The sequence below is a fragment of the Sorangium sp. So ce375 genome (assembly GCF_051473855.1).
In the GTDB taxonomy this organism is placed as follows: Bacteria; Myxococcota_A; Polyangia; order Polyangiales; family Polyangiaceae; genus Sorangium.
Window position 1 is genome coordinate 3,564,306 of sequence record NZ_CP150335.1, and the last position, 22,417, is coordinate 3,586,722.

Annotated in this window: 12 protein-coding genes; 9 read left to right on the plus strand and 3 right to left on the minus strand. The window is 71.5% G+C overall.

Features of this window, described 5'->3' with window-relative positions; translation table 11 throughout:
- The first annotated feature begins 33 nt into the window (after window positions 1–33).
- Window positions 34–1,029, plus strand: a complete 996-nt coding sequence (locus tag WME90_RS13530; RefSeq protein ID WP_437281519.1) for an aldo/keto reductase — start codon at window positions 34–36, stop codon at window positions 1,027–1,029.
- A gap of 45 nt (window positions 1,030–1,074) precedes the next feature.
- Here WME90_RS13530 and WME90_RS13535 read toward each other — a convergent pair whose 3' ends face one another.
- Both WME90_RS13535 and WME90_RS13540 read right to left on the minus strand, forming a co-directional pair.
- Entirely contained in the window at window positions 1,075–2,412 is a 1,338-nt protein-coding gene (locus WME90_RS13535) for an RNA polymerase sigma factor RpoD/SigA (RefSeq protein WP_437281520.1), read from the minus strand.
- A 309-nt stretch (window positions 2,413–2,721) separates the two neighbouring features.
- Window positions 2,722–4,365, minus strand: coding sequence for a ribonuclease J (locus tag WME90_RS13540; RefSeq protein WP_437281521.1), 1,644 nt, complete (start codon window positions 4,363–4,365; stop codon window positions 2,722–2,724).
- A gap of 177 nt (window positions 4,366–4,542) precedes the next feature.
- On the opposite strand from WME90_RS13540, the gene WME90_RS13545 reads away from it, so the two are divergent.
- Together WME90_RS13545 and WME90_RS13550 are read left to right on the plus strand one after the other, a co-directional pair.
- Window positions 4,543–5,085, plus strand: a complete 543-nt coding sequence (locus tag WME90_RS13545; protein ID WP_437281522.1) for an SPW repeat domain-containing protein — start codon at window positions 4,543–4,545, stop codon at window positions 5,083–5,085.
- A gap of 295 nt (window positions 5,086–5,380) precedes the next feature.
- The gene (locus WME90_RS13550; RefSeq protein ID WP_437281523.1) at window positions 5,381–10,327 is read left to right on the plus strand and encodes an AAA family ATPase; all 4,947 of its coding nucleotides are present in this window, start codon (window positions 5,381–5,383) and stop codon (window positions 10,325–10,327) included.
- Between the two features lie 59 nt (window positions 10,328–10,386).
- On the opposite strand, the gene WME90_RS13555 is transcribed toward WME90_RS13550, so the two are convergent.
- The gene (locus WME90_RS13555; protein WP_437281524.1) at window positions 10,387–13,098 is read right to left on the minus strand and encodes a beta-propeller fold lactonase family protein; all 2,712 of its coding nucleotides are present in this window, start codon (window positions 13,096–13,098) and stop codon (window positions 10,387–10,389) included.
- A 484-nt stretch (window positions 13,099–13,582) separates the two neighbouring features.
- Between WME90_RS13555 and WME90_RS13560 the strand changes: the two genes are divergently transcribed.
- The 6 genes from WME90_RS13560 (at window position 13,583) to recA (ending at window position 22,311) form a co-directional block, all read left to right on the plus strand.
- Window positions 13,583–15,658 (plus strand): hypothetical protein, encoded by a 2,076-nt coding sequence (locus tag WME90_RS13560; RefSeq protein WP_437281525.1) that lies wholly within the window; start codon window positions 13,583–13,585, stop codon window positions 15,656–15,658.
- A gap of 11 nt (window positions 15,659–15,669) precedes the next feature.
- The gene (locus WME90_RS13565; protein WP_437281526.1) at window positions 15,670–16,239 is read left to right on the plus strand and encodes a hypothetical protein; all 570 of its coding nucleotides are present in this window, start codon (window positions 15,670–15,672) and stop codon (window positions 16,237–16,239) included.
- Between the two features lie 279 nt (window positions 16,240–16,518).
- Window positions 16,519–16,896: a hypothetical protein gene (locus WME90_RS13570; protein ID WP_437281527.1), complete on the plus strand. Its 378-nt coding sequence runs from the start codon at window positions 16,519–16,521 to the stop codon at window positions 16,894–16,896.
- Window positions 16,897–16,912: 16 nt separating this feature from the next.
- Window positions 16,913–19,375 (plus strand): SpoIIE family protein phosphatase, encoded by a 2,463-nt coding sequence (locus tag WME90_RS13575; RefSeq protein ID WP_437281528.1) that lies wholly within the window; start codon window positions 16,913–16,915, stop codon window positions 19,373–19,375.
- Window positions 19,376–19,509: 134 nt separating this feature from the next.
- A complete protein-coding gene (locus tag WME90_RS13580) occupies window positions 19,510–21,102 on the plus strand; it encodes a YifB family Mg chelatase-like AAA ATPase (protein ID WP_437281529.1) in 1,593 nt (530 codons plus the stop codon).
- A gap of 171 nt (window positions 21,103–21,273) precedes the next feature.
- Window positions 21,274–22,311: a recombinase RecA gene (recA, locus tag WME90_RS13585; RefSeq protein ID WP_437281530.1), complete on the plus strand. Its 1,038-nt coding sequence runs from the start codon at window positions 21,274–21,276 to the stop codon at window positions 22,309–22,311.
- The last annotated feature ends 106 nt before the right edge of the window (window positions 22,312–22,417 follow it).

A 22,417-nucleotide genomic window follows, 5' to 3' on the forward strand; every position in this document is an offset into this window, starting at 1 on the left:
GAGGCAACACCTCCAAAGCACCAACGGAAGACCATGAGCATCCCGACCACCCGCCTCGGCCGTACCGGCCTCACCGTCTCTCGCCTGTGCCTCGGCACGATGACGTTCGGTTTCCAGACGGACGAGGAGACCTCCCGCCTCATCCTCGACAAGGCCGCCGGCGCCGGCGTCAACTTCCTCGACACGGCCGACGTCTATCCGCTGGGCGGTGGATTGCCGACCGTCGGGCGCACCGAGGAGATCGTCGGCCGCTGGCTCAAGGGCAAGCGCGACCGCTTCATCCTCGCGACAAAGTGCGTCGGCCGCGTCGGCCCGAACGCGTGGGATCAGGGCGCCTCCCGCAAGCACATCCTGGACGCCATCGACGCGTCCCTCCGCCGGCTCGGCACCGATTACGTGGATCTCTATCAGCTCCACTCCGACGACCGTGACACCCCGATCGACGAGACGCTGGAGGCGCTCGATATCGTGGTTCGCTCCGGCAAGGCGCGGTACATCGGCGTATCCAACTACCTGGCGTATCGCCTGGCGCGCGCGCTCGGCCGCGCCGAAGCGCGCGGGCTCGCGCGCTTCGTGTCCGTGCAGCCGCGTTATGCCCTGCTGTTCCGGGAGATCGAGCGCGAGCTGCTCCCGCTGGCGCAGGAGGAGGGCCTCGGCGTCATCCCGTACAACCCGCTCGCCGGCGGGTTCCTCACCGGCAAGCACCGCCGCGGTGACCCCACGTCGGGCACCCGCTTCACGCTCGGCGCGGCGGCGTCCATCTACCAGCAGCGCTACTGGAACGAGCGCGCGTTCGCGACCGTCGAGGCGCTCTCGGGCATCGTCGCCGAAGCTGGCCAGTCGCTCACGACCGTCGCCGTGGCGTGGGTGCTCGCCAACCCGGCCGTCACGTCGGCCATCATCGGCGCCAGCCGGCCCGACCAGCTCGACGCCACGCTCGCTGCGGCCGAGCTCACGCTCGATCCGCAGCTCAAGGCCCGGCTCGACGAGGCGACAGCGGAGTACCGGCGCGGCGACTCGCCGCGCTGAACCGGGGGGCGACGCGTCGACGCGCGGGCGCAACGGCAGCGCCGGTCAGCGCCCGAGCGGCGTCTCCAGCGCCTGCCTCCGCGACAGCATCCGCAGCTTGCTCAGCGCGCTCTCCTCGATCTGCCGGACGCGCTCGCGGCTTACCGAGAACATGCCCCCGATCTCGGCGAGCGTGTGCGGCTGCCCGCCGTCGAGGCCGAACCGGAGCCGGAGCACGTCGCGCTCGCGCGGCGTGAGCGACTCGAGCAGCGCGGAGACCTGCGCGTGCAAGCGGCGGTGGACCAGGAGCTCGTCCGGCGCGGCGCCCTCGCTCGCGAAGAAGTCGCCCTGGCGCGCGCCGTCGTCGTCTCCCACCGGCGCGTCGAGGTACACCGGCGGCAGCGCCATCTCCCGAACGGTCTGGAGCTTCTCCATCGATAGCCCGCTCCGCTCGGCGACCTCCTCCGGCGCCGCCTCGCGCGCGTGCTCCTGCTCCAGCTCCCGCCGCGCCTGCAGAGCCCGGCGCCGGGTCTCGGCGAGGTGGACCGGCACCCGGATGACCTGGCCCTGATAGAGCAGGGCGCGAGAGAGCGCCTGCTTGATCCACCACATCGCATACGTGCTGAACCGATAGCCGCGCCGGTAATCGAACTTCTCCGCCGCGCGGATCAGGCCGAGATTGCCCTCCTGGATGAGGTCGAGCAGCGGTACGCCGCGGTGCCGGAGCTGCCGGGCCGCCGCTGCCACGAGCCGCAGGTTCGCGCGGACCATCTCGGCCCTCGCCTCCGCCGCCGCCCTGCGGGCGACGCGCATCGCCGAGAGCGTCCCCTCGATCGCCTCGCGCCTGGGCCCATCGACCTCGGAGAGCGCCCCGCCCAGCGCGCGCTCGATCCGCGCCTCCACCGCGGGGCCCAGGCGCACGTCGGCGAGCCCGGCAGAGAGCGCGGCGCGGCATCGCTGCCCGCTCGTCTCCGTCCGGCCGGGCTCCACCAAGGACCGCGCGAGCCCGAGCAGCCGCGCCATCCTCACGGACGTCGGGTCGCCCAGCGCGTCGTCGGCGTCCGTGTTCAGCAGCAGATCGCTCAACTCCACGCGCCCCGCCCGCAGATCGTCGGAGAGCGCCGCGAGCTCCCGCAGCGCGACGGGCGACGCGACCCAGGCCTCGATCATCGCGCGCTCGGCCGACTCGATGCGACGGCCGAGCTCCACTTCGAGCTCGCGGCTGAGGGGCGGGTTGCCCGAGATCTCCTGAAAATAGACCGCGGCGACATCCTCGCTCGGCCGCGCCAGCGGCGCAGACCGCCGGCTGGCGGGCGTCCCCCGTCGCGACGACGGGGGAGGGCGGGTGTCGACGTCGATCGGCGCCGCCGCCTGCGCCTCGGCGTCAACGCTCCTGTCATCCATCCTCGTCGTCTCAGCCTCGCCTGAAAGGCGCGGGCTCGTGGGCCTCTCCTTCATCTCGCCTGCTCCGCCATGGTGCCGCGTCGCGCGGTGAACCGCCCGGGCGCTCGCCGGGACACGCGCCCTCACGACAACCCCCCAGGATGGACCGCAAAGCGACCCCGGTCATGCCGCTGCAGAGAACAAAGGGGCTCCCCCGGTTCACGCCATCTGGAGCGCGCGACGGCCGCGCGCGCTCCAGATCGCCTGGCGGCGCAGCGAGGCGAAAGGGCCGCTGCCCGCCCGGTCCGCCTGGCGGCGCCGCCGCCGGACTCACAGCAGCACGGCCAGCGGGAGCACGGCGGGGCGCCGCGAGGCCTCGCGCCGGAACACCCGCCGTACCCCGCGGCTGAGCGCGTCTTCCAGCGCCGGCGCCAGCGTGCGCGCCGCGGGGGACAGCGCGGCGAGCGCGTCGCGCGCGCTGTCGAGCGCGGCGCCGTACAGCGGACCGCCCTCCTCGAAGTGCGCCACGCCGCGCCCCAGGAGATCGGGGCCGCGCAAGATCTCTCCCGTCCTGCGGTCCGCCACCACCAGCACCATCACGAGCCCCTGATCGGAGATCTGCTCGCGCTCGCGCAAGACGATCTCGGACACATCGAGCCCGCCGCGCGCGTCGAGCCACACCCGCCCGCTCTTCACCGTCTCGCCGAGGCGCATCCGGCCGTTCTCGATGACCAGCGAGTCGCCGTCCTCGACGACGAAGACCCCCGACGACGGCACGCCCATCCGGAGCGCCGTGCGCGCGTGGGCGAGCAGCATCCGGTACTCGCCGTGGATGGGGACGAAGTGCTCCGGCCGGACCGCGTCGAGGAGGATCTTCTGCTCCTCGGCCTGCGCGTGGCCGCTCGCATGGATGGGGTCGAGGCCGCGATCGAGCACCACGGCGCCGCGCTTCGCCAAACGGTTGGCGAGCTGGCTGACGGCGATCTCGTTGCCGGGGATCGCGCGGGACGAGAAGATCACCGTGTCGCCCGGATCGACCCGCAGCCGGTGGTGGTCGCCCATGGCCATGCGCGCGAGGGCGCTGTTCGGCTCGCCCTGCGCGCCCGACGCGAGCACGAGGAGGCGCTCGGGCGGGAGCGAGGCCGCCGTGGCGTCGTCGACGAGCACGCCGGGGGGGACGCTCAGGATGCCGATCTCCTCGGCGATCCGCGTGTTTGTCGCGAGGCTGCGCCCGGCGAGCACCACCTTGCGGCCGAGCTGGGCGGCGATATCGAGCACGCTCTGGACCCGGTGGACGTTCGAGGCGAACAGCGCGACGAGGATGCGCCCCTTCGCCTCGCGAAACCGCCGGGTGAACCCCTCGGCCACCGCGGTCTCGCTGACCGACCAGCCGTCGCGCTCCGAGTTGGTGGAGTCCGACAGCAGGGCCGCCACGCCGGCGCGGCCGTATTCGGCGAAGCGGCCGAGGTCGAGCCGGTCGCCGGCCACGGGGGTGAGATCGATCTTGTAATCGCCGGTGTGGATGAGGATTCCCTCGCCCGTCTCGATGGCGTAGCCGACCGCGTCGGGGATGGAGTGGGTCACGCGGAGGGGCTCGGCGCGGAACGGGCCTGCCACGAAGTGCTGTTGCGGCTCGACCTCGCGGAGCGGCACGTCGATGCCGTGCTCGGCCAGGCGCTCGCGCACCAGCCGGAGCGTGAAGCGCGTGCCGTACACGGGGACGGGGAACTCGCGCAGCAGCGACGGCAGCCCGCCGATGTGATCCTCGTGGCCGTGCGTGACCAGCACCGCGTCGACCCCGCCCGCCTCGCGCACATAGCTGAGGTCGGGGATCGCGACCTCGACGCCGAGCACCTGGTCGTTGGGGAACATGACGCCGCAGTCGACGAGCACGCGGCGGCCTTCCTCCTCGATCAGCATCGCGTTCATGCCGACCTCGCCGAGGCCGCCGAGAGGAATAATCCGGACTCCCATGGGCGCAGCCTAGCATCGCCGATCGCGCGAACAGGCCTCCGTCAGAGGGCGCCGTGCGCGGACAGGCTTCCGCGAGGGGCTCGGGGGGGCCGAGCTCAAGAGAGCTGGGCCCCCTGCGCTGCGCAGGAGGCCTGTCCCCGGTCTGCGGATTGCCTCTGTACAGAGCGGGAGGACCTCATGGCACAATCCAACGTTTCGCTGGGCGCATACGAGCTGCCGACCGCCTACCTGCCGTCGGCCGACATGCCGACTGCTGAGCTCGCCGCGCTCAGCCCGAGCGCGCGGGAGGCGCAGCGGGCCACGACGATCCCCTCGAGGCCGCTCCTCGGCGTCCTGCCCCTGGCGCGGGTCGTCCCCCAGGACGTGCACTCCGTCATCGATTACTCGAACGGCCTCGTCGTCGCGCTGGCCGGGCTCTCCGCACGGACGAGGTCGGCAAAGATCGCCGGCGTGGTGCTCGGCGCATCGGTCGTGTCGGTCTCCCTGCTCACCGACTACCGGCTGAGCCTGGCGAAGCTGATACCGATCGAGGCGCACGAGGCCATCGACCACGCCTTCGGTGTGTCGGCGATCGCGGCGCCGTTCGCGCTCGGCTACGCGAAGCGCTCGCCGCTCGCCGCGCTCATCCACGTCGCCACGGGGGTGGCCACCATCCTGGGCTCGCTGTTCACCGACTACCGCGCGGTGAGGGGCGCCGGGCGCCGGCCGAGGCGGGCGTAGCCGAGTACGCGCCGGCGGTAGGCGCGCGCGCGCCCGCACCTTCCCGTGGTGCCGAGTCGCCCCGCCCGCTCGGTCCCGAGAGCCCAAAAGCGCTCCTCGCGAGCCGCTGAGTCCCGCCCACGGGACTCGCGATGCCCTCACGCGATCACCACACCAGCGCGCACATCACACACCTTGCCGGAGCGAGCCCGAGAAGCGCTCTACGCACTTGCCACAGTCGTTCTCCCCATGCAACCATCGAAGCCCTATGCGCCAGACCAGGATCGGTGATCTGCCCTTCACACTGGTTGAGCTGATGTATGAAACGGCGGATACCGTCCTCTACCGCGCGCAGCGCGACGCCGATGGGGTCCCCGCGACGATCAAGGTGCTGAAGGGTGAGCGCCCCGGTCAGCGGTACGTCGCGCAGCTCCGGCACGAGCTCGAGATCTCACGCCACCTGGAGCTCGAGAGCGTCATTCGCGCCGAGCGCCTGGAGACGATCCCCGGCGGGGCCGCGCTCGTGATGGAGTACTTCGGAGGTCTGCCGCTCGACAAGCTCGCGCGCTCGACCCCGCTCGACCTGAAGGCGAAGCTGCGTATCGCGTCGTCGCTGGCCGGGACGCTGGCGGAGGTGCACGGAAAGCACGTCATCCACAAGGACATCAAGCCGCAGAACATCCTCGTCAACCCGCAGACGGGCCAGGTCAAGCTGACGGATCTCGGGAGCTCGACGCGGCTCTCGGAGGAGGCGCTGGCAGCGGAGAGCCCGGACCTCTTGGAAGGGACGCTGGCCTACATGTCCCCGGAGCAGACCGGCAGGATGAACCGCGTCATCGACTACCGGACCGATCTCTACTCTCTGGGAGTGACGCTTTACGAGCTCTTCGCGGGGGTGCTCCCGTTCCAGGCGACCGACCCGGTGGATCTCATGCACAGCCACATCGCGCGGGTCGCGACGCCGCTCTGCGAGCGATCGCGGGAGATCCCGAGAGCGGTGTCGGACATTGTGCAGAAGCTGATGTCCAAGGTCGCCGAGGAGCGGTATCAGAGCGGTACAGGCCTCAAGGCCGATCTCGATGCGTGCCTGTCGGCCCTCGAGGCGACCGGGCGGATAGAGCCGTTCGAGCTCGGGTCTCGCGACATATCGAGCGAGCTCAGGCTCCCGCAACGGCTCTATGGCCGCGACCAGCAGATGGCCGAGCTGCTCGCCGCCTTCGAGCGGGCGCGCGGGGGCAGGGGCGAGCTCCTGCTCATCGCGGGGGGCGCGGGCATCGGGAAATCGGCGCTCGTGAACGAGATCCAGAAGGAGGTCGCGCAGCGGCGCGGGCACTTCATCGAGGGGAAGTTCGATCAGCTGAGCCGGAACATGCCGTACGCGCCCGTGGCGGGGGCGCTACGCCAGCGCGTCCGCCAGGTCCTGACCGAGCCGGCCGAGTCGCTCCGGCACTGGAAGGACAAGCTGCTCCACGCCGCGGGGAAGAACGCGCGGATCCTCGTGGAGCTCATCCCGGAGCTCGAGCTCATCGTCGGGCCGCAGCCGGCGGTGCCGGAGCTCGGGCCGAGCGAGTCGCAGAACCGCTTCAACCTCGTGTTCCAGGACTTCCTGCGCGTCATCGCCACGGCCGAGCACCCGGTGGTGCTCTTCCTCGACGATCTCCAGTGGGCCGACCCGGCGTCGCTGAAGCTCTTGCAGCTCGTCGTGACCGATCCGGCCGGGGCCTACCTGCTCATCATCGGCGCCTACCGGGACCAGGAGGCGATCGCGGGGCAGCCGCTCGCGATCTGGCTCGGGGAGCTGCGGGCGGCGGGCGCCGCGCGGCGCGAGCTGCTGCTCCCGCCGCTCGCGCTCCTCGACGTGCGCCAGCTGCTCGCGGACGCGCTGGGCGCGCGCGGAGAGCAGGTGCAGGCGCTCGCCGAGGTGCTCTACGCGACGAGCAAGGGCAACCCCTTCTTCCTGAGCCAGCTGCTCAAGGAGCTGTACGCGGCGGGGCTCGTGTCGTTCGACCCGGGGGCCGGTCAGTGGGCGTGGGATCTCGAGGCCGTCCGTCAGCGCTGGGCCGCCGTGAACGTGCACGATCTGCTCGTGGACAAGATGCAGCGGCTCTCGCCCGCGACGCAGCGCGTGCTCCAGCTCGCGGCGTGCATCGGTCACCAGTTCGACCTGAAGACGCTGTCGACCGTGCGCGAGCGGCCGCCGGCGGAGGTCGCGGCGGATCTCTGGGAGGCGCTGCGCGAGGGGCTCGTGCTGCCGCTGGACTCCGACTACCGGCTGCTCCACACGTCCGACGGCGCGCAGTCGGGGCAGCCCCTGTCGGTGCGGTACCGGTTCCTGCACGATCGCGGGCAGCAGGCGGCCTACAGCCTGATCGAGGACGCGCAGAAGCAGGAGGTCCACCTCCGGATCGGCCGGCTCATGCGGGCGCAGCTCGACGGGGAGCCGCGCGACGAGGACCTGTTCAAGGTCGTGAGCCACGCGAACCTCGGCGCCGCGCTGATCGAGGAGCGGGCGGAGCGGCTGGATCTCGCGCGGCTCAACCTGACCGTCGGGAAGCGGGCCAAGGCCTCCATGGCGCACGCGGCGGCGGCCGAGCACTTCAAGGTGGGGCTGTCGCTGCTCGGGCCGGGGGCGTGGCAGGAGGAGTACGATCTCTGCTTCGCGCTGCACCGCGAGCGGGCGGAGTGCGCGTGGCTGAGCGGGAGCGAGGCGCAGGCCGAGGCCCTGATCCGCGATCTCCTCGAGCACGCGCGCTCGCGCAGGGAGCGCGCCGAGGTCTACAACCTCCGCATCCTCGTGCACACGATGCGCGGGGAGTTCGCCGAGGTGCTGCGGGTCGGCCGGGAGGGCGTGGCGCTCTTCGGGATCGAGCTGCCGGAGCCGATGGAGGCGATCCACGCGGCGTTCGGGGCCGCGCTCGCGGAGGTGCCCGTCCACCTCGCGGGGCGCCGGATCGAGGAGCTCGCGTACGCGCCGTGGGTCGGCGACGAGGAGCAGCTGGCCGCGCTGCGGCTCCTGGCGGCGATGATCCCGGGGGCGTACACGCTGAACCCGGCGCTGCTCGCGCTCATCGCGGTCACCCAGGTGAACCTCTCGCTCCGGCACGGCAACTCGCCCGCGGCGGCGTGCGCGTACGGCCTCTACTGCCTGCTCCTCGCGGGGTTGATGGGGAGGTACGAGGAGGCGCGGCAGTTCCAGGCCGTCTCGATCGCCCTCTGCGAGCGGTCCGAGGGGGTCGAGCTCCAGTGCAAGGCGTACCTCATGTGCGGCGCCCCGTCGCACCTCTTCGAGCCGGTCCGCGCCTCGGTCGCGTGCCTCACCAAGGCGTACCAGGCGGGGCTGAGCTCGGGCGACTTCAGCTTCGGGGCCTACGCCTGCCTGAACATCGTGACGATCCAGCTGTCGTCCGGCCATGAGCTCGGCGCGCTCCGCGAGGAGCTGACCGGGTACATGCGGTTCCTGCAGCGGACGAAGGATCCGCTCGCCACGCCGGTGCTCGCCGTCGCGCAGCAGATGATCGCGTGCCTGGAGGGCCGGACGAGCGGGCGGCAGACCCTGACCGACGCGGCGTTCGACGAGGGCGCGTTCCTCTCGGGGCTCGTGCCCGCGCAGGAGCTGCCGAGGTGCTGGTACTTCGTGAACATGCTCGTGCTCGCGGTGCTGTACGGCGATCACGCGGGCGCGCTGCTGATGGCGGCGCGGGCGGAGAAGCACAGCGCGAGCGCGATGGGCCTGTTCCTGGCGAACGACATCCCGTTCTACGTGAGCCTCTCGCTGCTCGCGCTGTGCGCGACGGCGACGGAGGAGGAGCGGGCGCGGCACCTCGCCTCCGCGGCGGAGCACCGGGCGAAGATCGCGGGCTGGGCGCAGCACGCCCCGGAGAGCTACGCGCACAAGGAGCGGCTCATCGGGGCCGAGATGGCGCGCGTCGTCGGGAAGGACGCGGAGGCGGCGGAGCTCTACGATCAGGCCATCGAGGGGGCGCGGCAGGCCGGGTTCACGCACCAGGAGGGGCTCGCGAACGAGCTGTGCGCGCGGTTCTACCTGCAGCGGGGGCGCGAGAGGATCGCGCGGTGGCACCTGACCGACGCGCACAGGGCGTACGTGCGGTGGGGCGCGACGGGCAAGGCGGAGCACCTCGCGAAGCAGCACGAGCAGCTGCTCGACGCGGCGTCCATCGGCGGCGCGCAGCAGACCAGGGTCGTCGGCACGACGGTGACGCGCCGGGGGAGCACCGAGTCGTTCGACGTCGCGACGGTGGTCAAGGCCATGCAAGCGGTCGCGAGCGAGACCGTGCTCGACCGGCTCCTCGACCGGCTGATGCGGAGCGTGGTCGCGAACGCGGGGGCGCAGCGCGGCGCGCTGATCCTGGAGCGCGACGGCAAGCTCGCGATCGTGGCCACCATGCGCGTCGACCCCGACGTGGTGGAGACGGGGCTGTCGCAGCCGGCGCTCGAGAGCAAGGAGCTCGCGGCGGGCGTCGTCCAGCTGGTCGCGAGGACGCGGGAGCCGGTGGTGCTGAACGACGCGCGGCAGGACAGCCGCTTCGCGGCGGATCCGTACGTCATGGAGCGGAGGCCGCGCTCGATCCTGTGCCTGGCGATGGCGCACCAGGGGCGCTCGGCGGGGCTCCTGTATCTGGAGAACAACGTGGCGCCGAGGGCGTTCACGCCGGGGCGGGTCGAGGTCTGCGGGCTCCTGGCCTCGCAGGCGGCCATCGCGCTGGAGAACGCGCTGCTCATCGCGAGCATCCGCGCGGGCACCGAGGCGCTGCAGCGCTCGAACGAGCAGCTGCAGCGGGAGCTCGCGCTGCGCGAGGCGTCGGAGGCGGAGCGGGAGCTCTTGCAGCAGGAGATGCTGCGCCGGCAGACGCCGCTCATCCCCATCACGGACGACGTGCTGGTGATGCCGATCGTCGGCGCGATGGACGGCGACCGCGCCCAGCAGGTGCTCGAGACGGCGCTGGAAGGGTTCCAGTCGAGGCAAGCCAAGGTGGTGATCCTGGACATCACCGGCGTGGCGCGGGTCGACGCCGCGGTGGCGGAGGCGCTGATCAAGACGGCCAAGGCGCTGCAGCTGCTCGGGGCGAAGACGGTGCTCTCCGGGGTCCGGCCCGAGGTGGCCCGCGCGCTGGTAGAGCAGAACGTCTTCCTCGGCTCGGTCGTGACGATGGGCACCCTGCAGAGCAGCATCGCGTATGCGCTGGGGCCGCGCGGCCTGCCGGGGTCGGTCGGGCGGCGCGCAGGGGTGACGCGGCCGGCCTGACCCGCGCAACGCTGCTGCGCGCGGTCGTGTGACGCGCGCAGCAGCGGCGGTGGGCCGGGTCAGGGCGTGCTGCTCGGATCGGCGGGGTCGCTGCCAGCGTCCTGCTCGTCCCCGTCGAGGTAGCCATCGCTGTCGCGATCGATGCCTGCGCGGGCGCCGGAGCCGGGCGGCATGCACGTGTACGTCAGATCGTGGTGGGTCTGGGTGGCCAGCAGCCGGAGCACTGTGTCGCTCATGGGCGGCAAGGCCTGCCGATCGGAGAGGAACAAGCCGCCGCCGACGTAGAGGAACCCGATCTCGTGCAGGAACCCCTGGGTCTTCGCCACGAGGTCGCACTCCCCGGCCTCCGCGCGGTCCATGAGGAGATCGATGCGCGGCGCGGCGGCCGGGCCGTTCGTGTGGCTGAGCGTCACCTGCTGACCCACGATCGGGGCCTGGTTGCTCTCGATCGCGAGCACGTAGGCCTCGAGCTGCCGGCGGATCACGTCGCCTGCCGGGGTGAAGGGGATGCCCGTGGGGTTGTTCGTGAACTGGTCGGAGAACCCGAACGCCGAGAAGAAGCGGAACATCGTGTCGACCGTGCCGTTGTTCAGGATGCCGATGCCGCGGATCTGGTCGCCCATGTGATCGTTGTCCCGCGCGAGGAAGACGAACGGGATGTCCGGCAGGCCGAAGGCGCCGACCTTTGTGTAGACGTTGCGCAGCTGCGGGATCTTGAAGAGCTGCGTCTGGAAATCGAAGACGGAGTTGCCGCTCGTCCCGAAGAGGCCGGGGAAGTCGTCGCCCGGGTTGGCGTCGGGGTCGACCACGTGGCACCCGCCGCAGCTCGAGATCGAGTTGACCACGGGGCCGTTGAAGAAGTCCTTGCCTGCCTGTTGATCGGGCGTGAGCGAGTTGTCGAGCGCCCTGATCGGGTTGGGCGGGTAGGTGACCTGGAGCATGAAGTCGGTGAACGCCTCCATGTCCTCGGCCGGTATGAAGTCGCTGCGTCCGAGCAGCCCCGGGTACGCCGCCTGGAACTGCCTGAACGCCTCCCGCTCGTCGAACGCCCCGTCGTCCGGCTGGGCGGACGGCTCGTCATTGCCCCCGGTGCGGTCGCCGCGCCAGTGCATCGGCCCGTGGTTGGCGAGGCCTCGAAGGCTCTGCGTCACCATCGGTCCTTTCATGGGGTGGAAGATGGGGTCCGTGATGGGCGTCTGGGTGATGACGTTGAAGAGGCCGAACGGGAAGGGGCCCGGGTCCGTCACGACGGGGGCGTCCGGGTTGCCGAGGTTCCAGGCCAGGTCGTCGAGATCTCCGAAGACGTGGCAGCTCGCGCAGGCCGAGTCCCCGTGGCTCGACGAGAACGACGCGTCGTACAGGAACCGGCGGCCGTTTACGATGCTGGGCGGCTCGGGGTTGTACATCGCGACGTGGCCCACCTCCGTCTTCGATGAGGTGTTGATGATCGAGATGGAGTTGTCGAAGCGCGTCAGCACGTAGAGGCGACTCTTGCTCTCATCAAGGACCATGCCCGTCGGCCCGCCGCCGCTCACCGGGATCTGGTTCGCGGTGTTTGGCACGAAGGTGTCGTTCTCGAGCGCGGCGGTGCTGAAGACGCCGATCTTGCTCGAGCCGAGCGCGGCGACGTACAGCGTCGAGCCGTTGCTCGTCACGACCATCTCCTGCGGGAAGGCGAGGCTCTTCGCGTTCTCTGCGTTGGGGATCGGCGCGCAGCACGCGCTGTAGTCGATGTGCTTGTTGAGGTGCCTCGGCGCGACGCTCCCCGGGCTGAGGACGGTGATCCGGCTCTCGTGCAGGTGGCCGCGCACTGTCTCTCCGGCGAAGATGCCGGGCCCCTCGAAGCTCTTCTCGTTGAAAGCCTCGGTGTTGGCGACGTAGACCTTCCCGTTCACCGGGTTGACGGTCATGTTGAAAAGGACCGTCCCGACGCCGGAGAAGGAGCCCGCTGAGCCGCTGATCCACGCGGGCGGGCTCGCCATGGCGTCGATGACGAAGACGTCCTTGTCGGGCAGCGAGAACCTCATCTGGTCGTCCCAGGTGCGGCCCAGCTCGTCGTACCAGTGTCCGCCATCGTACTTCACGATGATGGCGACCTCGGGCGCCGGCACGCCTTCGAAGTTGGTGCTCGGGCCGGGCACGCCGTCAGGCCCGAAGCCGTCGGGGACCAGCGCCTCGTTGACCGTGGCGGTGCGGTTGCCCGAGTGGAACGCCGCCGCGTACACGCGCTTGCCGTCCGGGGTCACGGCCAGCGCGCGCGGGGTGTCGTTGAAGAGGGTGATGACGTTGATCGGAGTCCCACCGAGGGACGTGCCGAGCTGGTTCGCGTCGAAGACCCAGACGTCAGCGCGGCCGATACCGGGCGTCGTGAGCTGTGGGTCGTTGGGGTTGTTCTGGCCGCGGTGGGCTGTCGTGATGAAGGCGCGCCGTCGGCCCGGGCCGGCGAACACGATGTCGCGCGGCTCATCGCCCACGAGGAGCGTGCGCACGACGCGCCCGGTGGTGCCGCCGAGGCCCAGCTGGACGACGCTCACGCTGTCCGACAGGTGGTTTACGACCCAGACCTCGTTGTCGCTGCGCACGGCGACGGCCACCGGCTCCAACCCCACCGATATGGAGGCGCGGCGCTCCAGGCCGCCGCCGCTCAAGATGCGGAACACCTCGAGGCGGTTGTCCGGCGTGTTGACGGCGAACAGCAGCTTCCGATCGGGTGAGATGGCCAGCGGGCGGACCTGCCCGCTCTCGAAGGCGGTGAACGAAGGCGCGCCCATGGCCGGCGCGCTGGAGAGCGATACTGCAGTCAGGGATGCGACGAGAGCGCCTAACGTCGCCCACCGTGAGCCGGGCAATCGATTCATGGGTCCCTCCGTGCGGTCGAGTGGCCCCCAGCCACGCGACGACAATCCAAGACTGTAAGGTGAAATGAAAAAAATGTTCAAGTGTGCACTGAGGCGTGGTGCGATTTTCTGCCAAGTGCGCGACTCCTCATCTGCCATAGGGGCCGCGGATGTAGGCGTCGGTGACGCGTCTTTGCCTTTGACGCGCACAGCGCGTCATCGCGGCTGGTCGCCCGTGTGGGACGGGAGGCGCAGAGGCACCCTCGCTCGCCAACGCGTTAGTCGCGCGCCGCGCACACCGCGCGAGTCGCAGGTGCCCCGACGCGTCTCGGCCGAACGGGGGCCGAGGCAGGGAGGAGCGGGACCTCGGGTGTCGAGGAATACGGACCCCCGGCGCCGTCGTTGGCATGGGCGACCGATGAAGCCCCGACCATCAACCCTCCTCGTGGCCGCGCTCTTCGCCGCGGCCTGCTCGCGCCCTTCCAGGGAGGCGCCGGCCGTCGAGCCCAGCGCGGGAGTCGCCGGGACGGCGGCGCCGTCTCCGCCGGCCTCTCCGCCTTCGCCCCCGAAGCTCTCGGCCGTCACGCGGGCCTCTGGCGCGCTCGTGCGCGCGCCGCAGGACGACGCGCTCTATCTGGCCGACGAGGACCACGCCGTCCTGCGGCGTATCCCGCTGCCCGTCGACGTGAGCACGCCGCCGGTCGAGATCGCCATGCCGGGGCGACCGGCGCAGGTCCTCGCGCTCGCCGATCGCGTGCTCGTCACGATCCGGGATCCCGGGCTGCTGCTCATGCTGCGGCCCGATCCGGCGGCGGGGCTCGTGGAGGTCGCCCGCGTGCCCTTGCCGGCCGACGCGTGGGGGCTCGCGGTGACGCCGGACGAGCGCACGGCGATCGTCACCAGCGCGTGGGCGGGCAAGGTCTCCGCGGTGGACCTCACGACCGCGACCGCGACATGGTCCATCGATGTCCCGCGCGAGCCCCGCGGCGTCGTGATCCGCGAGGACGGCGCGGCCGCCTACGTCACGCACCTCACGTCCGCTGCGCTCACCCGCATCGCGCTGCGCGGCGCTCCGGAGGCCAGGCCGGTGGCGCTCCCTCCGTCGCCTTTCCGGGCTCCTCACGGCAAGTCGCTCTCCGCGTCGCTCGGCTACGCGGCCGCGCTCTCACCGGACGGCCGCCGCCTCTTCGTCGCGCGCCACGCGCTCGGCGCGCTGGGCGAGCAGGCGTGGTTCGGCGCGTCCACGGTCGACGTGCTCATGACGAGCGACGATGCGCCCCTCGCGCCCCGGCGCCGCCAGGGCGCGCCGCTCTGGAAGGCGGGCGAGATCGACGATGTGCCGTTCGACGACGCGGAGCTCGAGCTCCCCAACACCTCGCTCGCCCCGTTCGTCCAGCCGCGCGCGCTCGTGTACCGCAAGAGCACCCGCACCTTGCTGGTCGCCAGCGAGGGCACCGACGCGCTCGTGGAGCTCGACGCGCTCGCGGTCGATCCGACGCTCAGGCCGCTCCACACCTACGAGCTCGGCCGCCACGCGGGGCCCGACGTCTATGTCGCGACCCTGTGCGGCGCGCCCAGCGGGGTCGCGCTGTCGGCGGACGAGGCCATGGCGTGGGTGTATTGCCGCTCGACGGACGCCCTCGCGATCGTCCGCCTCGACGAGCACGGCGACGGCGCGCCGTTCGAGCAAGGGCCGGTGCCGTACATCGCGCTGGCCGCGGCGCCGGTCCCACAGCAGGCCGTCCTGGGCCGGAAGCTCTTCTACAACGCGGTCGACTGGGGCACGAGCGGCGGCCTCGGGTGCGCCGGCTGCCACCCGGATGGGCGCGACGACGGCCATGTGTGGCACGAGGCCCGCGTGATGGACACCGGCGGCGAGAGCGTCAATTTCCTCGGATCTGCCGAGAACCAGCCGGCCGACGCGGAGCCGCGCGGCGGCGTGCCTCGGCAGACTCCCATGCTCGCTGGGCGCGTGTCGGCCGAGGGGCCTTATGGCTGGAACGCGCAGAGCGAGAACCTGGCGGAGCGCCTCCGCGAAGGGTTCGGCCTTCACCGGTGGGGGCCGGGCGGCATGGGCGGCGGCGAGCTCGCGCTGAGGGCGCGCCACCTGGCCGCGTTTCTGCGCACGGGCCTCGTGCCGCCGCCCAGGGAGGGGCGGAAGCTCACGCCGCAGGAGGAGCACGGCCGCGCCCTCTTCATGAGCGACTCGGCGCAGTGCGCTCGGTGCCACGTGCCCGAGACCGAGCACACCGACCGCATGGGCTACCCGATGCCGGGCCTCGCCGCGCGGCCGGGGTTCGCGGAGGAGAAGGCGGGCCAGGTGTTCAAGACGCCCTCGCTGCGCTTCGTCGGAGGGACGGCGCCCTATTACCACGATGGATCTGCGAGGACGCTGGAAGAGCTCATCGAGGCCAACCAGGACCGGATGGGTCGCACGAGCCACATGTCGAGGAACGACAAGGCGGCGCTCGCCGCCTTCTTGAGGACGTTATGAAGAAGAGAGCCGTGATCGGGTTGGTCCTGCTCGGCGCGCTCGCGCCAGCGCAGGCCGCGGAGTCGGTGCTCGCCACGGCGGGAGGCGCCGCGGCCGGGCTGCAGGCGGGGGCCGGGGGAGACCCGGCGGACGCGGGAGGAGGCGCGGAGCCGCCGCAGCGACGCGCGATCGAGGCGGCGGCGCCGCCGCCCGAGCGGACGGCGCGGCCGGCAGCGGCCGAGTGGGAGGCCGCGGAGCAGGTGTCGCTCGCGCGCGCCGCGAGGGGCGGCGCGTGCAAGGCGCGCCGGCAGCGCGAGTGGCTGCGGATCGACTGCAGCGTGCCGTCGGTGGTCGTCGTGAGGTCGCTCGGCGCCGGGGCCGGAGGAGAGTCCGTCTCGGTCGGCGAGCACAAGAACGACGAGGATGGCACTTTCCCGTCGAGCGTGTCGGTGATCTTCCCCGTCCGGCTGGGCGACAGGAGGGTCATCGAGATCCTGTCGTTCGAGGAAGGGTACCGCTTCCGCGCCGGGCTCTCGACGAGCTTCGTGATCTCCGAGCAATGGCTCGAGGGCGACGCCGGGCCGCTCGTCAGCGTGCTCTGAGCCCTGCCGGCGGCGTGACCGGCCGGGATGACGCGGAGCTCCGCGGAGAGCCTCTCCGAAACGTTGCGGTGCTCACTGCGGGACGCTGCGTCCCGCGCCTCCCACCTGCCGCCAAGCCGAGCGCGTCGAGGGCGCGGGCGCGGCGTGCGGGAAGGGATTGGATCCAGCGCGAGAACGTCGTAGCGTGAATAGCTCGTATCGACCATCACACCGGCCATGCAGCATCCAGGGGGACGAGCCGGCGGTCATCGCGCGCGCCGGTCGAGAGATGGAGAAGAGATGAGCTGCTTGAGCGTGGATCCTGTCGTCACCGACAGCTTCGGGATCGAGCCGGCCTTGAGGGACGACACCCTCAGCGTCAAGCTCACCGGCACGGGGGACATGGCGGCGTCTACGCCGCTCAGCAGGTACGTCAAGGCGCTGGAGGCCGAGGTGCTGCGCCTCTCGGTGAGCACCGTCGAGTTCGACGTGCGCGGCCTGTGTTTCATGAGCTCGAGCTGCCTCAAGGCGTTCGTCAGCTTCATCTGCGGCCTTGTGGGTCATGGTCTGAAATGCAGGATACGGTTTGTCACGGACGCGCGGCGGACATGGCAGCGTCGGAGCCTGAAGCCCCTGGATCGCATGTGCCCGGAGCTGGTCTCGATCGCGGACGCATGATCGAGAGCTCGAGGCCATGACGAGGAAGCGGCGGACGCTCGCGTTTCTGATCGACAATGTCGTTGGCGACTATCAGTCGGAGCTGCGCGCCGGGATCGAGCGCGCCGCCACGGCGCACGACGTCTGCCTGCTGACGGCGTTCGGCGACCCGTCCACCATCCTCCGGCCGGAGGAGGCCGATCGGGGCACCTTCTATCACCTCATCGGCCCGGAGACGGCCGACGGCGTCATCGTCGCCTCATCGACGCTCTCCCCCCACGGTGGCGCGGAGGTCCTGCGGTCGTTCTGCCGGTCCTTCGCGCCGCTGCCATTGTGCAGCATCGGGACCGCGATCGACGGTGTGCCGAGCCTCATGGTCGACAACGCCCTCGGGAGCGAGATCTCGGTCGGGCACATGGCCGACGAGCACGGGTGCCGACGCATCGCGTACATCAGCGGCCCCATCCGCAGCGAGGAGGCCGTGCTGCGCACCGCCGGGTACCAGAGGGCGCTCGCGGCGCGGGCGCTCCCTTACGACGAGCGCCTCGTCGTGTTCGGCGGGTTCACGATACCGACGGGACGCGCGGCGATGCGCGAGATCCTGGCGCGCGGGGTGGAGTTCGACGCGGTGGTGGCGGCGAACGACAGGATGGCGCTCGGGGCGATCGAGGTGCTCAAGGCGGAGGGGCGCCGCATCCCGGAGGACGTCCTCGTGTGCGGGTTCGATGACGTCGGCATCGCGCGCTTCACGAAGCCGTCGTTGACGACGGTCCGCCAGCCCATCGAGCGGCTCGGGGGGATGGCCGTGAGCACCGTCCTCCGCATGATCGACGGCGAGCCCGTCGAGGCGCTGCAGCTCGCGCAGGTCGAGCTCACGCAGCGCGAGTCCTGCGGCTGCGGGTACCGCGCGGGTGACACGTTCCTTGCGCCGGTCCCGTCCGTGCGCGGCTTTCCGCGCCCCATCGCGGACCAGCGGGCGTCGCTGGAGCGCGCGATCGCGAGCAGCGTGGCCATCCCGAGCGGCGCCCTCGACGGCTGGGCGGGCGACCTGCTCGCCGCGCTCGAGGCGGACCTCGCGGGCGACGGCGGCCGCTTCCTCCGCGCGCTCCAGGCGCTCCTCGACCGGGCGAGGCGCGTGGGCGTGCTCCTCGAGCAGTTCCAGGCCGTGATATCGCTCCTGCGCTCGCGGGTACAGGGCTCGCCCGCGGGCGGCGACGCGGCGGCGCTGGAGCAGCTCTGGCACGCCGCGCGCATCCTGATCGGGAGCGAGTCGGTGCACGTCGAGGGGGAGCAGCGGCTGAACGTGGAGCTCGCCGCGACCGATGTGACCTACGGCGCGCGGGGCTTCTCCGCGTGCTTGAGCCTGCCCGTGCTGAAGGGCTTGCTGGCGTCGGAGCTGCCGAGGATGCACTTCGCGGACGTGGCCGTGTCGCTGTACGACGACGCCCAGCGCGCCACGATGAAGCCGCTGTTCCTGATGGAGGACGGCCGCGAGGTGGAGGTGCCGGCCGTGAGCTTCCCGGCGCACCGCCTGGCGCCCCCGGGGTTCCTGGACGCCGAGGAGCGCATCAGCAGGATCGTGCTCCCGGTCGCGTTTGGAGAGGAGGAGCGGTTCGGCGTCGCGGTGCTCGACAACCGCGCCAGCGGGATGATGTACGACGTGCTGCGCATCCAGCTCGGCTCCGCGGTCAAGGCCGCGGCGCTGCACCGGCAGGTCGTGCGGGAGGTGGAGCTGCGCGAGCGGCTGGAGCAGGAGCGGGTCCGTCAGGAGAGCCAGGTCGCGGCGCGCATCCAGACCACGCTGGTGCCGAAGCAGCTGTCGATCGACGGGCTCGACCTCTGCGCGGTCATGAAGCCTGCGGCCGAGGTCGGCGGCGATTACTACGATGTGATCCCGGCGAGCGATGGCGGGTGGCTGGGGATCGGCGACGTCGCGGGGCACGGGCTCGCGGCGGGCCTCATCATGCTGATGATCCAGAGCATGGTGTCGGCGCTGACGTGCAACGACTCGGCGGCGAGCCCGGCGAAGATCGTCACGGCGCTCAACAAGGCGATCTACAAGAACGTCCGTGATCGCCTGGAGCGCGACGAGCACGCGACGCTCCTCTTGCTCCGTTACGAGCGCAACGGGCGTGTGACGTTCGCGGGCGCGCACGATGACATGATCGTGTGTTCGGCGCGGACGCGGCGCTGCACATGCATTCCGAGCACCGGCGTCTGGATCGGTGCGCTGCCCGAGATCGGCGCGCTGACGCGGGACGCCGAGCTCTACCTGGGGGACGGGGACGTGCTCGTGCTCTATAGCGATGGCGTGACCGAGTCGCGCAACGCACATCACGAGCAGTTCGGGCTGGAGCGGCTCTGCGCCGTCATCGAGGCTGTTCAGACGGAGCCTGTCGGCGTGATCCGCGACCGGATCCTCGAGGAGGTCGAGGGGTGGTGCCCGAGCCCGGACGACGACATCACGATCGTCGTGGCGAGGTATCGCGCGCCCGAGTAGCCAGGGCAGGGCGGCTGGTGACTCCCCCTGGCGGCCGCCACCCTTTCCGCCGCGTCCGCCACCCCTCCCGCCGCGAATTTCCCTGAGTTCGCCGCCTTCTTCGCCTGGCACGCCTTTCGCGAAAGGGCTCCGGCATGCAGGCCACGGCGCTCACGTTCTCTCTGCTCGGGCTCGACGCGCACCCCATCCGGGTGGAGGTCGACTCGGGCCGCGGTCCGTCGTTCTTCCAGATGGTGGGCCTCGCCGAGGCGAGCGTCCGCGAGAGCCGCGTGCGCGTCCGCGCCGCGCTCCAGCAACTGGGCGTCGAGCTCGACGAATATGTGATCACCGTGAACCTCGCTCCGGCAGACCTCAAGAAGAGCGGCGGCGCGTACGACCTCGCCATCGCGATCGCCGCGCTCGCCGCTCTCGGCAAGGTGCCCGCCGAGGGGCTCGATCGGATTGGCCTGCTCGGCGAGCTCTCGTTGAGCGGCGCGGTCCGCCCCGTGCGCGGCGTCCTGCCGGCGCTGCGCGGCGCGGCGGCGCAGGGGGTCACGCGCGCGATCGTGCCCCAGGGCAACGCGCGCGAAGCGGCGAGCGTGGCTGGTATCGACGTCCTCATCGCGGAGCACCTCGGCCAGGTCGTCGCGCACCTCCGCGGCAACAAGCCCCTTCCGGGGGCGGGCGCCATGGCCACGATCGCCGCCGAGCCGAGCGCCGCAGCGGCGGATCTGGCCGAGGTCCGCGGACAGCACGGGGCGCGCCGCGCCCTCGAGATAGCGGCTTCCGGCGGACACAACCTGATCATGATGGGCCCGCCAGGCAGCGGAAAGACGATGATCGCTCGGCGCCTGCCCACGGTATTGCCCCCCATGTCCTACGATGAGGCGCTCGACATCACCGCGATCCACTCCGTCGCCGGGCTGCTCTCGCCGGACAGGGGCCTCGTCACGGTCCGCCCCTTCCGCGCCCCGCACCACACGGTGAGCGCCGCGGGCCTCGTCGGCGGCGGGGATCCCATCCGCCCTGGCGAGGTCTCCTTGGCCCATCATGGGTGCCTGTTCCTCGACGAGCTGCTCGAGTTCCGCCGCGGCGTCCTCGAGGCGCTCCGCGAGCCGCTCGAAGAGGGCACGGTCGCCCTCTGCCGCGCTCGCGCCCGCGTCGTCTTCCCGGCGCGTCCGATCCTGGTGGCCGCCATCAACCCCTGTCCGTGCGGCTTCCATGGCGATCGCGGCAATCGCTGCGCCTGCTCCCTCGATCGCGTCCGCGCGTACCGTGCGCGTCTGAGCGGACCGCTGCTCGATCGCATCGATCTTCACATCTCCCTTCCGCCCGTCGATGTCGCTCACCTGTGCGCGCCGCTGGCCGGCGGCCGATCATCGCTCGACGCGCCCGAGAGCTCGGCGGCGGTGCGGGCGCGCGTGGTCGAGGCCCGGGCCGCGCAGCGCGCGCGCTTCGAGGCGGGCGAGGTCGCGGCCACGCACAACGCCGAGCTCGGCCCGCGCGATCTCGCGCGCGTCGCGATGCCGGACGTCGCGGGCGCGCGCGTGCTCGCGTCGGCCGTGGAGCGACTCGGCCTCTCGGCGCGGGCGTACACAAAGGTGCTCCGGGTCGCGCGCACGCTCGCCGACATGGACAGGAGCTCTGCCGTGCGCGCGGCGCACGTGGCCGAGGCCATCGGCGCGCGGCTGTTCGATCGCGAGGCCGCCTCCGGGCCGGCGCCCGCCACCGCCGCCGCGGGCGCCTGAGCTCGCCGCCGGGCCAAGGACCTTCGCGCCCGCAGCGACGCCGGCGCGATCGCGGCCGCCCCGACGGCCGCGCTGAATCAGCTGTCCGCGCGCTCGGGGGCGCGCACGTTCACCACGCAACACGCAACACGCAACTCGCAACGAACGCACGTCGAAAAGGGAGAGACCAAGATGATGACCGAGATCGCCGAGAAGCTCCGCACCGTGAAGACCGTCGTCGGCACCATCGAGAAGCAGTTCGGGAAGGGAGCGATCATGTCATTGAGCGACGAGAACGAGACCAGGGACATGGGCCTGATCCGGACCGGATCGCTGTCGCTCGACGCGGCGCTCGGGATCGGCGGCTATCCGCGCGGGCGCATCGTGGAGATCTACGGCCCGGAGTCGTCGGGGAAGACCACGCTCACGCTGCACGCGATGCGGGAGGCGCAGCGGGTCGGCGGCGTCGCCGCGTTCATCGACGCCGAGCACGCGTTCGACGTCTCGTACGCGCGCTCGGTCGGCGTCGACATCGACAGGCTGCTCGTCTCGCAGCCGGACAACGGCGAGCAGGCGCTCGAGATCGTCGAGATGCTCGCGCGCTCGAGCGCGGTCGACGTCATCGTCGTCGACTCGGTGGCCGCGCTCACGCCCAAGGCCGAGATCGAGGGGGACATGGGCGATTCGCACATGGGCCTCCAGGCGCGGCTGATGAGCCAGGCGCTGCGGAAGCTCACGGGCATATGCCACCGCACCGACACCACGCTCATCTTCATCAACCAGCTCCGGCAGAAGATCGGCGTCGTCTTCGGCAATCCCGAGGTGACGACGGGCGGCAACGCGCTCAAGTTCTACGCGAGCGTGCGGCTCGACGTGCGCCGGGTGGGCCCCGTGAAGGTGAGCGATGAGGCCATCGGCAGCAGGACGCGCGTCAAGGTGGTGAAGAACAAGATGGCTCCGCCCTTCCGAGAGGCCGAGTTCGACATCCGGTGGGGAGCGGGCATCGACGGCGCGGCGGACCTCATCGACTTCGCGTGCCAGCTCGGGGTCGTGGAGAAGAGCGGCGCTCACCTGTCGTTCGCGGGCGAGCACATCGGGCAGGGGAGGGAGCGGGCCCGCGAGGCGCTGCTCGGCAAGCCGACGCTCGCCACCTCGCTGCGGGCCGCGGTCGACGCGGCGGCGCCGGCGCGCGCTAACGGCAGTAACGGCGCCCCGGCGATGGATTCATGAGCCCGCGCGGGCGGCCCGTCGCCGCCGGGCCCTGCTTGTCCTCCTGAACGACCCTCGGGACGACACGGCGTAGCAAGGGTGGAGACGAGGCGGCCGCAGATGCCGG

Bases quoted from the DNA above. Each gene is read 5' to 3' on its own strand.
- WME90_RS13550 (WP_437281523.1), top strand. From the start codon at position 5,381: ATGTATGAAACGGCGGATACCGTCCTCTACCGCGCGCAGCGCGACGCC.
- WME90_RS13530 (WP_437281519.1), top strand. From the start codon at position 34: ATGAGCATCCCGACCACCCGCCTCGGCCGTACCGGCCTCACCGTCTCT.
- WME90_RS13575 (WP_437281528.1), top strand. From the start codon at position 16,913: ATGACGAGGAAGCGGCGGACGCTCGCGTTTCTGATCGACAATGTCGTT.
- WME90_RS13535 (WP_437281520.1), bottom strand. From the start codon at position 2,412: ATGGATGACAGGAGCGTTGACGCCGAGGCGCAGGCGGCGGCGCCGATC.
- recA (WP_437281530.1), top strand. From the start codon at position 21,274: ATGATGACCGAGATCGCCGAGAAGCTCCGCACCGTGAAGACCGTCGTC.
- WME90_RS13540 (WP_437281521.1), bottom strand. From the start codon at position 4,365: ATGGGAGTCCGGATTATTCCTCTCGGCGGCCTCGGCGAGGTCGGCATG.
- WME90_RS13580 (WP_437281529.1), top strand. From the start codon at position 19,510: ATGCAGGCCACGGCGCTCACGTTCTCTCTGCTCGGGCTCGACGCGCAC.
- WME90_RS13555 (WP_437281524.1), bottom strand. From the start codon at position 13,098: ATGGGCGCGCCTTCGTTCACCGCCTTCGAGAGCGGGCAGGTCCGCCCG.
- WME90_RS13545 (WP_437281522.1), top strand. From the start codon at position 4,543: ATGGCACAATCCAACGTTTCGCTGGGCGCATACGAGCTGCCGACCGCC.
- WME90_RS13560 (WP_437281525.1), top strand. From the start codon at position 13,583: ATGAAGCCCCGACCATCAACCCTCCTCGTGGCCGCGCTCTTCGCCGCG.
- WME90_RS13570 (WP_437281527.1), top strand. From the start codon at position 16,519: ATGAGCTGCTTGAGCGTGGATCCTGTCGTCACCGACAGCTTCGGGATC.